Below are 11783 nucleotides of genomic sequence, written 5' to 3' on the forward strand. Positions count from 1 at the left end.
ATAATTATTATACTTAGGCTTTTTAAATTACACAAACGCGGTATGTATTCAAGTTCATTTAGTGTATAATAAAATACATCAAATAGAATCAATCAAGGAGGCCTCAATGGAAAATTTTTTTATTACACTGAGATCGCAGTTTTCCTTTTCTAATGTCATTGAGATCCTCGTCATTACTTTTTTAATTTATAAAATACTCATGTGGATTCGCGGAACTCAGGCCGAACAGGTCGCCAAGGGGCTGATCATGGTGCTGGTCCTGATTCCGATCAGCTCCTGGCTTGGGTTTACAACGTTAAATTATATTTTAAACATTGTCGTGACTTGGGCTGTCATATTAATCGTCGTCGTGTTTCAGCCGGAGCTGCGTTCGGCTTTGGAACAATTGGGGAATAATAAATTGTTTGACCGTATGTTCAGGTCGTCCGGGGAGCGGAAAATTTACAACAACATTCAAGAAATTGCAAAGGCCGCGACCGACATGTCCGACGTTCGGATGGGCGCGTTGATGGTGTTTCCGGTGAATACTGGACTCAAAGACATCGAAGCGACGGGTATCAAGCTCAATGCGGACATTTCAACTGAATTGATCGAAAATATCTTTACGCCGAATCGACCGCTGCACGACGGTGCTGTGATCATCGATTTGTGGAGCGGCAAGATTAAAACTGCGGGCTGTCTGCTGCCGCTGACGGACCGCAAGACGCTGAACTCCTCTCTGGGCACGCGTCACCGCGCGGGCATTGGCATTTCCGAAAAATCAGACGCGGTCGTGCTCATCGTATCGGAAGAAACAGGGACCATCTCTGTGGCAGAAAAGGGCGTGCTTCGCCGCGGATTCTCAGAGGATGAGCTCATCGATCTGCTCACCGAGCGTTTTATCAACATCGATGAGGAAGAGGAGGTTGAAGACGACCTGCCTTACGACGAATACGAGGATATAAGCGATGATGCCGAACTGGAAAGTGATCTGATTGAGCAGGAAGAAGAGCCAGCGGCAGACGCGTTAGACGATGGGGAATCGACTGATGAAGAAAAATAATAAAACGGGAAGTGACAGAACGGCGCGCATCGTGCGGCTGATTATCGCGGCATGTCTCGCCGTCTTTTTATGGATGTACATCAACGGCAACGACATCAACATGATCACACAGGAGATCAACAATATTCCGGTGACGCTGATCAATACAGAAAAGCTTTCGTCAAAGGGGCTCGTGCTCACCGAGCAGAAGAATTACTTTGTCAATATTCGGGTCCGCGGGAGCGAACGGAATGTGAACACTTTAGACGCTTCACAGATCACCGCGACAGTGGATCTTGCGGGAGTAAAGGGACCGGGAACCTTCACGGCGGACGTCGTCATTCAAGGACTGCCGAATTCCGTCATCCTGCAGGAGACACAGCCTTCCGAGCTCAATATCAAAATCGACAGTATTCGCCATAAAGCCCACAGCGTGACGATCAACACCAGCGGGAAGCCGGGGAACAATTTGTCGGTCGTCTCGGCGACGACCACTGATCAGGTCCGCGTGGAAGGACCGAGTGATTCTGTCAATAAAATTAAGGCGTGTGTCGCGACGGCCAATGTCCAGGATATGACAGACGATACGGATGTCTACATCCCGGTGAAGGCGGTGGACAAAAAGGGCAATGTGCTTTCCGATGTGGAATGCAAGCCCTCGATGATCAAAGCAAGCGTCAAAATCGGAACGACCAAGCGCGTGAAAATCAAAGCTCCCAAAACGACGGGCAGCGTGGCCGACGGCTACAAGGTCGCCAAAATTACAGTCAGTCCAAAGACGGTGCTTCTCGGCGGCAAGGCATCGGATTTGGACAGCATCAATGCGGTGCGCCCGAGTACAGTCGATTTAAGCGGGCTGAAGATCAGCACGACGGTACAGAAAAAATTGAATCTGCCTTCGAATGTGACGAATATGGACGGCAGCTCCAACGTGACGGTGACCATCAAGGTAGAGGCGCTGACATCTAAGCAGCTGATGATCGACGACATCGAACAGCGCAACGTGCCAGACGACTTAACGGTCACGAAAATGGAAAATGCGTCGGTAACCGTCAAAATTGAGGGTACGAGCAGCGAATTGTCGACCCTCGACAGCAAGGATTTAAGCGCCTGGATCGATTTTTCAGATGCGGCAGAGGGCACCGGATCCTACGACATTCAGGTCACAACCGATAAAGGGACGATCAAATCCGTCTCACCGTCTTCCACGTCTGCGACCCTCAAATCGAAAAATTAATAAGGTAAAAATTATATATGGATAAATTCAACAAATCAAAGATTTGGAAAAACAAAAATGTTCGGAGAGCGATTCCGCTGTGTATTGCCATTCTCTTTTACCTGATCATGACCCATCTCGATCTGATCGGAAGGGGCATCGCGTTTCTTGTCAATTTCATTTTGCCGGTCATCGTCGGGATCGTTCTGGCCTACATCATGGACCCGCCAATTCGGAATATCGAAAAGAAGTTCAGTGAACGTGGGGTGAACCACGCGAGGGGAAAAGCCATTGCGATCGTCATTGTGATCATACTCGTCTCGCTGGCGATGCTGATCATTGCGGTGGTGCCGCAGGTCCTCAGCAGTGTAGTGAAATTTGCGACGAGCAAAACCTCTTACCATGGGGCGCTGCAGCAGTTTGTCGACAATATCGCGAAACGCCACGTCGATATGAAGTCGGCGTTTTCCGCGATCGACAACATGCTCGACAAAATGCAAAGCCAGGTTCAAGATCGATTGGTTTCCGGCTCCGGCTCCGGCGGAAAACACGTGCTCAATTTTATCATCGATTTTATTTTGGCCATCTATTTTCTGGCGGACAAGAAGCGCGTGCAGCGCAACGCGCGCAATTTTTTCAGGCTTTCGATGCGGGACACCACCTACGTCAAGGTTTCATCGGTCTGGAAACGCTGTGACCGCATTTTTATCAAATTTTTATTCTGCGAAGTGATCGACGCGCTGATTGTCGGCTGTGCCAACGCCGCATTCATGCTGATCTGTCAAATGTCCTACGTGCCGATGATTTCCGTGGTGGTCGGTTTGACGAACCTTGTGCCGACCTTTGGACCGATTATCGGCGCTGTCGTCGGTGCCTTTGTCTTAATGATGAACAATCCGATCCACGCGCTGCTGTTTTTGGCCTTTACGGGTATCCTTCAGGCCCTCGACGGTTACATGATCAAGCCGAAGCTTTACGGTGACACGCTGGGTGTGCCGGGCATTTGGATTTTGATCGCGGTCGTCATTGGAGGCCGCGTACTTGGCATGTGGGGCATGCTGCTGGCCATTCCGATTGTCGCCATTCTCGACATCGTGATCCGCGAAACCCTGCTGCCCTTTATGGAAGAAAGAAAAATTAAACGGGAAGTGCGGGCGGCAGAACGCGCCGTGCACGATACCGAGGAAATGGACGCGCTCGAACTGCTGATGGCGCTTCAGAACGATACACAGGAAAAAGAAGAATAATCACGCACAATAAAAATAACGATCAGGAGAAAATCTCCTGGTCGTTATTTTTTGCTTAAATGCGATTATTTTTTTATGTTTTCAGGCTTTTCTGGACCGATGTGGTTGATGGCCGAAACCAATGCGCGAATTGACGCGACGATGATATCGTTGTCGATACCGGCGCCCCAAACTTCGCGGTTGTCGTTCAGAGTCAAGCCGATGTACGCGACAGCACGAGAGCTGGAGCCCCTTTCGAGGGCGTGTTCGCTGTAGGCTAAATCTTTAATTGGCGTGTGAATGTGCTGAATGACGGTGTTGGTAACCGCATCGATACGGCCGTTGCCGATTTCGCTGTATTCGCCGATATCGCCTTCGTTGTTGATGGTCAAATGCGCGCGGATTCTGCCATCTGGAAGCTGTTCAAAATGCGCAGCCGGAATGCTGAAGTAATCTTCCTTGTTGACGTAGTGATCGTTGAAAATCTGATAGACTTCCTTTGGCTGAAGTTCGCGGTGTCCGTGGTCGGATACGTTCTTGACCAGATTGCGCATGTGGTCGCGCATTTTCTTCGGCAGGTTGAAGCCGTAATTGTGTTCGAGGATGAAGCCGATTCCGCCCTTGCCGGATTGAGAGTTGATGCGGATGACATCCTTGTCGTACTGGCGGCCGAGATCTTCGGGGTTGATGGTCAGATACGGCACATCCCAATGGTGATCTTCGCTTTCCCGCGCCATTTTCATCCCCTTGGCGATGGCATCCTGATGGCTGCCCGAGAAGGCGGCAAAGACCAAAGCACCTGAGTAAGGCTGACGTTCGTAGACGTGCATCCGGGTATCCCGTTCGTAGGCTTCGCAGAGTTCTGGCAGATTGCTGAAGTCCAGCTTTGGATCGACGCCGTGGGTGTACATGTTGAGCGCCAATGTGATGATGTCGACGTTGCCGGTACGTTCGCCGTTGCCGAACAAAGTGCCTTCGACGCGGTCAGCGCCGGCGAGGAGGCCGAGCTCTGTATCGGCGACGCCGCAGCCGCGGTCGTTGTGAGGATGGAGCGAGAGCACGACGTTGTCACGGTATTTCAAATGCTTGCTCATGTATTCAATCTGGCTGGCGTAAACGTGGGGAAGGGACAATTCAACGGTGACCGGCAGGTTGATAATGGCTTTGTTTTCAGCGGTTGGCTGCCAGACGTCGAGGACGGCGTTGCAGACGTCGCAGGCGTAATCCACTTCTGTGCCGGTGAAGCTTTCCGGTGAGTATTCAAATTGGAAATTTCCCTGGGTTTCCTTGGCTAAATCGTTTAACATTTTGGCGCCGTCCACAGCCAGCTGTAAAATTTCTTCCTTAGATTTTTTAAAGACCTGTTCGCGCTGCTGACGTGACGTGGAATTGTAGAGGTGAACGATGGAATGCTTGCAGCCGTCCAACGCTTCAAAAGTTTTCTTGATGATGTGTTCCCGCGCCTGGGTCAGTACTTGAATGGTGACGTCGTCTGGGATCAAGTCCTGTTCGATCAAGGTTCTTAAGAATTCGTATTCCGTTTCGGATGCGGCCGGGAAACCGACTTCGATTTCTTTAAAGCCGACTTTGACTAAATATTTGAAATAGTCGATTTTTTCTTCGAGGCTCATCGGGATGATCAAGGCCTGGTTGCCGTCGCGCAGGTCGACAGAGCACCAAATCGGCGGGTGGTCGATGTATTCTTTATTCACCCAGTCCGTGCAGGGTTCCGGGGGCATGAAATAATTCCGTTTGTATTTTTTTGGATTCATCATTTGAATAGTCCTCCTCATAAAAGATTAATTGCTTTGCTTCCATAAAAAACGCCTCTATGCCAAAGCATAGAGGCGATGTAGGATTCGCTGTACCACTCTAATTCACATTTTATCGCTCAATAAACCAATGATCGCAAAATAAAATGCCTTGTTGCAGATACGTCTTTAGATCACTAAAGATTATACCCTCCTGCGATAACGGGCAGGACCCGGTGCGCCTAATAGGAAAACCCGTTCAGCCTTCCGCTCTGAGGCCAGTTCGAAAATGTTTGGCAGCTGCTTCACACCAGCCAGCAGCTCTCTGGACGCCTAGAATTTTTTAATATTCCTCTTCATTGCGTTGTGTTTATCTTAGCGGTAAAAAAATGAGATGTCAAGTAAAACTTTTGCATTGTACGCTTTTATCTGAGGTTTTGCATCGCCGTGCACATTTTAAATTTCATCAGGTATGTTATAATAAAAAAACAAAATTCAATGGATAGAGAAGGAAGATTCATGGCCATATCTTTTATTCATACCGGGGACATTCACCTGGAAAAAACTTTTCATTTTAAGAATCAGCAGCGTGATTTCGGCAAGGAGCACCGAATTGATCTATGGCTGACCTTTGATCAAATCATCAATACCGCCGAAAAAAATCACGTCGATTTTCTGATTATCAGCGGTGATTTATTCGATACGCCGGATATTTCGAGCAAGGCGCTCAAGCGCGTTGCCGAAAAATTTGCTCATTTGACCGAAACCGAAGTGGTCATCTGTCCGGGCAATCACGATTTTTACTCGCCCTCTGCTCTCTACGGACTGATCGAATGGCCTGAGAACGTCACGATTTTTACAAAGGGACAGATGGAATCGAAGTATTTCGAAGAAAAGGAAACCCGCGTTTTCGGCATCGGCTGGGCGAAGGATACCTACGAGGCAATGCCTTTTGACGGCAGCCACATCGATTTGTCTGAAACGGACAACAATATTTTGGTGCTCCACGGCGACGCCTACAATCAAATTTCGCAGTACATGCCCATTGATTTGGAGCTTTTCGATTATTTTGATTACGTTGCGCTGGGGCATATTCACAGGAGCGAACGGCTGACCCTTCGCGCGGCCTATTGTGGCTGTCCTGAGCCCTTGACCTTTAAAAATATCAATGAGCCGGGCATTTTCTACGGCCAAATTCATCATCACAGACTGGAGCTTCAAAAGATCGAGACCGGCAAGCGGAAATTTTTCCAGAAGACCCTTCGCGTGTCGCCAGAGATGACGCAGAACGATCTGCTCACGGCCTGTTCGGATTTGGGTGACGACGACAGCAAGCGGAAGGATTACTTCAGAATTTTTCTAAAGGGGTACGCCGGCGCCGATATCGACGTGGAAGAACTGAGAATGCAGCTGGCGCAGATGTTTTACTACGTCGAGGTAGACGACAAGAAGTTGCTGCCCAACATCGACGTGGACAAGCTGCTCGAGGAAAATCAAAACAATATGATCGGGCGGTTCATCCAGGAAATGCGCCGCAACGGGGACAATCCGACGGCCAGAAAAGCGCTGTATTACGGATTGGAAGGTTTGTTGAACAGTGAGGATAAAGGGTGAAAATCAAGACACTTCATTTAATTGCATTTGGAAAATTCAAGCAGACCACCATTGAACTCGACGACGGCTTTAATCTGATTTATGGCCCCAATGAAGCGGGTAAATCGACGATTCAGGCCTTTATCGAGGGGATGTTTTTTGGATTTTACAAGCCCTATCGGAAGCGCCGCACCTACAGCGAGGCGTACGCACAATATAAACCGCTGTACTCGGATCAGTACCGCGGCGCGATGATTTACGTCGATGAAATGGGGCGGGAAATCAGAATCGAACGGGATTTCTTAAAGGAACGGGACGGCGTCCGGCTTTTTGACAACATTACGGGAGAGGACATCACCGAGACTTTCCCTTACGACAACATTACGAAGCAGTACATGCCTTTGGGCTACCAGTCGATCAACTCGTCGATCTACAACAATACCGTCAATTTCAGGCAGATGGCGTCGAAAACCAACGCAGATTTGGCGAGGGAAATTAACGATAAGCTCATTGACATGGCCAACAACGACAGTGACATTTCCGTCCATCAGGTTATCGACTACCTTGATCAGAAGAAAAAAGCCGTCGGCACATTTCGCGCGACCAAATCCAATTACGGTATGGCCGTCCGCAACCGCAGTGAGCTGGAGGATAAGCTGGAAATTTCAGAGGAAAAATATCAGAAGATAAGGCTCAACCAGCGTAAAATCATGGATTACCGCGAGGAAGTGAAACGCCTCACCAGAGAGCAGGAGGACATCGCCGCAACTGAGGAGCGGCAGAAGGTCCAGGCCATCGAGGAGCAGAAGGACAAGCTTCAAAAAATCAAGGAAGAGGGCGAAGCTCTCGAAAAAGAGCTGGCCGCGTATCAGGCGGATGCGGAAAAATATAACATCGCGACCTACAACCGTCTGCAGATGCTGGAGGACGATCGAAGCCAGCTGAAGCGGCAGATCGACCGTTACGAGCAGCAGATTCGGGATATTGACCAGAATATCGAGAGCGGACAAAAAAAGGCGGACCGCCTCCGCGCCAAGGTGCGTCATTACAATGCGCTTCAGGTTGAAAGAGACCAGGAGGATTTAAAACGCATCCAGAGCCAGTACAGCAGGACAGAGAAAAAAGTCGAAAGACAAAACGAAAGTCTGCCGCTTTTCGAACGTCATCCCATTTCGGCCGGTGCGTCCATCGCAGGGCTGGCCGTCGGGATTTTGGTACTGCTGCTTTCCCTAATTAATCCCAGTCATGTGCTGCCAACCGGGGCGGCAATTGGGTTTGCCGTGGCCGGCGCAGTTATCGCGGTGTTTTTTGGATTGGCCTTTTACGCCACACACCGCCGATCAGCCCGTTTGGCCGAGACGGCAGCGAGCTTTGATCCGCAGGATCGGATTGCGACCCACTTGTCCATCTTAATGGAACGGTATCACGAGCCGCGGGATTTAGACGCGCTGAAGGCGCAGATGAATGCTATTTTGGACGCCTTCGACCGTTTGACGGCCGCAGATCAGGATTTGTCCAATTTGACCGTTCAAAAGCAGAGCCTTGAAACACAAATCGAAAGCTACCGCGATAAAATCGACAAGGATCAGCAGGCCATCGAAGAAGTCTTGAAACCGCTGGGGATTTCTAGACTCGAGGATTACAGACAAGGGCTCGACCACGAGCGCAAGGCTTTGGACATCCAGGCGAAGATCGCGGCCAACCACCAGCTGTACAGCGATTTAGAGGGTGAAAATTACATCCGCGTTTCAAGCGAATCGGATCTGTTTCAGGAAGGCAAGCAGCGCAAACGTGCGGTGAAAAGAAGCATCGCGTCGGCTCAGCGGGAAATGGCAAGGCTCGAGGGAGAAAATCAAACCCTTGCGGATGAAGTGGACTCACCGGTTGCCCTCCGCGAAAAAATTGACGGGATTAACGCGCAGATCGCTGCTTATGAAGAAGAAATCCGCGCCTGCGATATGGCGGAATCCTTTTTCATGCGTTACCAGAAAGAAACCCACCGCAGTCAGGCGGGCAGCCTCAACGAGCGCATTGGCAGTATTTTGAAAAAGATCACGAACAAATATCGCGAAGTCCGCATTGACGACAAGCTGAACATCAAGGTTTTGGATCCGCAGACGTCAAATCTGATCGATCTCAATCAGCTCTCTGGCGGGACTATCGACCAGATCTATTTCGCGCTGCGGTTCGGCATTCGCGAAATTGTCGACGAACAGCGGGTGCTGCCCTTCATTTTGGACGATCCCTTTGTGCAGTACGACGACAAACGCAGAAAAGAAGGCATGCTATTCTTGAGCCGAGTGGCAAAGGACGACCAGGTCATTTTGCTGACATGCAGCCAAAACGAAAAACAGATTTTGGACCAGGAAGACATCCCGTACACGGGCATCAGTTTGTAAAGGATCCGCAGCATGATTTCGTGGCTATTATTTAAACAAATTGTCGTTCTTTTCGTGATGATGGGGATGGGCTGGCTTGTTGTCAAAATTAAGTTCCTAAAACCGGAAGATTCGAGGATTTTGTCAGTCGTCTGTTTGTATCTTGTCGTGCCGTGCATGCAGATTGAGGCCTTTCAAATCCACTATTCGGATACGATTCTCAACGGTTTTCTTCTCGCGCTTTTGTCCGCCTGCATCATGCACGCGATGCTATTTGGCATCACTTACGGGGTCAGCCGTCCCTTTCACTTGACCAATGTGGAGCGGGGTTCCCTGATCTACACCAACGCGGGCAATTTGATTGTGCCGCTGGTGACCAGTGTATTAGGGCGCAACTGGGTCATTTACGCGAGTGCGTTCATGTTCGTTCAGGCGCTTTTGCTCTGGTCCCACGGCAAGATGATGATGCAGCCAGGCGGCAGGATTGACTTTAAGAAAGTGTTTTTAAACGTCAATATCATTGCGACCTTATTGGGCGTTTCACTGTTCTTGGGCCATGTTGAAATTCACGGCATCCCAAGTGACGTGCTAAACGGCGTTTCTCAAATGCTCGGGCCGATCAGCATGATCACCATCGGCATGGTGATTGCAGGTGTGGATTGGGGGAAGGTCTTTACAAACCGCAGAATCTACGCCATTACCCTCATGCGGATGATCGGATTTCCCCTTCTCGCGATTTTAGTACTCAAATTCATTCCCATTTATCAATTGGCAGCCAATGGGAAAAAGATTCTGCTGGTGTCGCTGCTGGCGGTTACAGCGCCGTCGGGGGTCACAATTCCACAGATGGCTCAGATTTACGGCGGCGACGCGGATTATGCCGGTTCGATCAATGTGTTGACGACCCTGTGCAGCATTGTGACGATGCCGATTATGATCTACATTTATCAATTATAAGGTCGCTGTGGTGACGTAAATAATTGAGACATAATGGCATCAACGAAAACGTTTTTGATTGACATTTTTCAGTTTAAACGTTAAAATAATCACAATAAAGAATAATTGAATTGCGTAGACAAGGGCGTCTGAAGCAATAGCTTCAGACGCCTTATTCTTTATTGAAATGATCATCGGAGAGAAAAGCGTCTAGCTCCAGATGAGAAGATTACAGAAGGAGGTAAGTGATGGAAAAAACTGTAAAAAGTGAAAAAAAAGGATTCCACATGTCGCTGACGACGCAGATTTTACTTGCGACAGTCGGAGGACTGGTTTTCGGAACGATTGTAGGGGGATGGGCGGCCAATATTAAATTTATTGGGACCATATTCTTGCGGTTGATTCAGATGTCAGTCGTTCTGCTCGTAATGACCTCTGTCGCCGGTGCGGTTGGATCCGGAACGAAGGGTGTCGGCAAGATGGCCCTGCACACTTTCAAGTGGATTATCATCTTCACCATTTTTGCCGCAGGTCTCGGCGTGGTGCTTTCGATGCTGATTCAGCCTGGTGTCGGTGTTAAATTGACCGGAACGGTTAAAGCGACGAAGGTGCAAAACACGTCCCTTATCGACACGATTACTAATTTTGTGCCGACCAACGTTTTGGAATCGATGGCCAACGGAGATATGATTCCTTGTATCGTTTTTGCTTTGTTCTTCGGCGCAGGCATGATGAAGTACAAGAAGGATACTGGCAAGACGAATATTGAAGAATTTCTCAAAGGCGTCAACGTCATCATCACAAATATCATCGAATTTGTCATGAAGATCGCCCCGATCGGGATTTTCTGCCTGCTCGCCGATGTTGCGGGAAGCACGGGCCTTAAAGTCGTTGTGCCTATGATCAAATTCCTTGGTCTGCTCTTAATTGGCGACTTGATCCAGTTTGCAATCCTCGCACCGTTAACGGCAGCGCTGACAAAAACAAATCTCGCAAAATATCCAAAGAAATATTCTAAAATGTCGATCATGGCGCTGACGACAACATCAAGTGCGGTCTGCCTGCCGACCAAAATGCAGGATGAAGTGGAAAAATTCGGTGTCAGTCGCCGTGTTGCAGATTTTACCGGCCCAATTACCATGTCGATGAACAGCTGTGGCGCCGCACAATGTTATGTAGCCGCGATCTTCTTCATGGCTCAATCTACGGGCGTCGCGATGACTCCTTATCAGATTTTCATGGCGATTCTGCTGTCTTGTTTGATGTGCATGGGGACGATTTCTGTCCCAGGCGGATCGATTATTGTCTACACTTTCTTGGCTTCTACGATGGGACTTTCGATGGATTCCATCGCCATTCTGATCGGGATTGACTGGTTCGCGGGCATGTTCCGTACTGTTATGAATGTCGATGTCGACGTCATGGTTGCCATGCTGGTCTCCGGCAAACTCGGTGAACTGGATTACGATGTCTTTAACGGAAAGAAGACCGTCAAATATGAAGAACTGGCAGAGTAATCTGTAAGATGTGAAAAAATTCAGATTTTATCAATCAGTTGTCTGTCAATTTGATGTGTAGAGTAGAGCGGTTATTTTACCTGTGTTATGAAGGGGCTGTGAAAAAACACAGCCCAATGAAAGAAGGACCTGAGACTCTTGTGAA

The 11783-nt window shown here is 49.0% G+C and carries 8 protein-coding genes and 1 other annotated feature; of the genes, 7 read left to right on the forward strand and 1 reads right to left on the reverse strand.

Annotated features, from left to right (window positions below; genetic code table 11):
- Positions 1-106 precede the first annotated feature (106 nt).
- Genes cdaA through QZX60_RS05740 form a run of 3 tightly spaced genes read left to right on the forward strand, consistent with a single transcriptional unit; the run spans position 107 to position 3484 of the window.
- Entirely contained in the window at positions 107-1042 is a 936-nt protein-coding gene (gene cdaA / locus QZX60_RS05730; protein WP_295362250.1) for a diadenylate cyclase CdaA, read from the forward strand.
- Complete coding sequence (locus QZX60_RS05735) at positions 1029-2258, forward strand: YbbR-like domain-containing protein (RefSeq protein WP_295362252.1); 1230 nt, start codon at positions 1029-1031, stop codon at positions 2256-2258. The genes cdaA and QZX60_RS05735 overlap by 14 nt, the downstream gene beginning before the upstream one ends.
- Before the next feature lie 17 nt (positions 2259-2275).
- Positions 2276-3484: an AI-2E family transporter gene (locus QZX60_RS05740; protein WP_295362254.1), complete on the forward strand. Its 1209-nt coding sequence runs from the start codon at positions 2276-2278 to the stop codon at positions 3482-3484.
- A 65-nt stretch (positions 3485-3549) separates the two neighbouring features.
- Here QZX60_RS05740 and QZX60_RS05745 read toward each other — a convergent pair whose 3' ends face one another.
- Positions 3550-5238, reverse strand: coding sequence for a 2-isopropylmalate synthase (locus QZX60_RS05745; RefSeq protein WP_295362255.1), 1689 nt, complete (start codon positions 5236-5238; stop codon positions 3550-3552).
- 65 nt (positions 5239-5303) lie between these two features.
- Positions 5304-5583: a binding site (T-box leader), on the reverse strand.
- A gap of 150 nt (positions 5584-5733) precedes the next feature.
- On the opposite strand from QZX60_RS05745, the gene QZX60_RS05750 reads away from it, so the two are divergent.
- From QZX60_RS05750 to QZX60_RS05765, 4 genes are all read left to right on the forward strand, one after another.
- Positions 5734-6828: a DNA repair exonuclease gene (locus QZX60_RS05750; protein ID WP_295362256.1), complete on the forward strand. Its 1095-nt coding sequence runs from the start codon at positions 5734-5736 to the stop codon at positions 6826-6828.
- The gene (locus QZX60_RS05755; protein WP_295362258.1) at positions 6825-9206 is read left to right on the forward strand and encodes an ATP-binding protein; all 2382 of its coding nucleotides are present in this window, start codon (positions 6825-6827) and stop codon (positions 9204-9206) included. Before QZX60_RS05750 ends, QZX60_RS05755 begins: the two co-directional genes overlap by 4 nt.
- Positions 9207-9218: 12 nt before the next feature.
- Positions 9219-10142 carry an AEC family transporter gene (locus tag QZX60_RS05760; RefSeq protein ID WP_295362260.1) on the forward strand — a complete coding sequence of 308 codons (924 nt, stop codon included), beginning with the start codon at positions 9219-9221 and terminating at the stop codon, positions 10140-10142.
- Between the two features lie 227 nt (positions 10143-10369).
- Positions 10370-11638, forward strand: coding sequence for a dicarboxylate/amino acid:cation symporter (locus QZX60_RS05765; protein ID WP_295362262.1), 1269 nt, complete (start codon positions 10370-10372; stop codon positions 11636-11638).
- Positions 11639-11783 lie beyond the last annotated feature (145 nt).

This window comes from uncultured Pseudoramibacter sp., assembly GCF_903789625.1.
In the GTDB taxonomy this organism is placed as follows: Bacteria; Bacillota; Clostridia; order Eubacteriales; family Eubacteriaceae; genus Pseudoramibacter; species Pseudoramibacter fermentans.

Bases quoted from the DNA above. Each gene is read 5' to 3' on its own strand.
- cdaA (WP_295362250.1), top strand. From the start codon at position 107: ATGGAAAATTTTTTTATTACACTGAGATCGCAGTTTTCCTTTTCTAAT.
- QZX60_RS05735 (WP_295362252.1), top strand. From the start codon at position 1,029: ATGAAGAAAAATAATAAAACGGGAAGTGACAGAACGGCGCGCATCGTG.
- QZX60_RS05740 (WP_295362254.1), top strand. From the start codon at position 2,276: ATGGATAAATTCAACAAATCAAAGATTTGGAAAAACAAAAATGTTCGG.
- QZX60_RS05745 (WP_295362255.1), bottom strand. From the start codon at position 5,238: ATGATGAATCCAAAAAAATACAAACGGAATTATTTCATGCCCCCGGAA.
- QZX60_RS05750 (WP_295362256.1), top strand. From the start codon at position 5,734: ATGGCCATATCTTTTATTCATACCGGGGACATTCACCTGGAAAAAACT.
- QZX60_RS05760 (WP_295362260.1), top strand. From the start codon at position 9,219: ATGATTTCGTGGCTATTATTTAAACAAATTGTCGTTCTTTTCGTGATG.
- QZX60_RS05765 (WP_295362262.1), top strand. From the start codon at position 10,370: ATGGAAAAAACTGTAAAAAGTGAAAAAAAAGGATTCCACATGTCGCTG.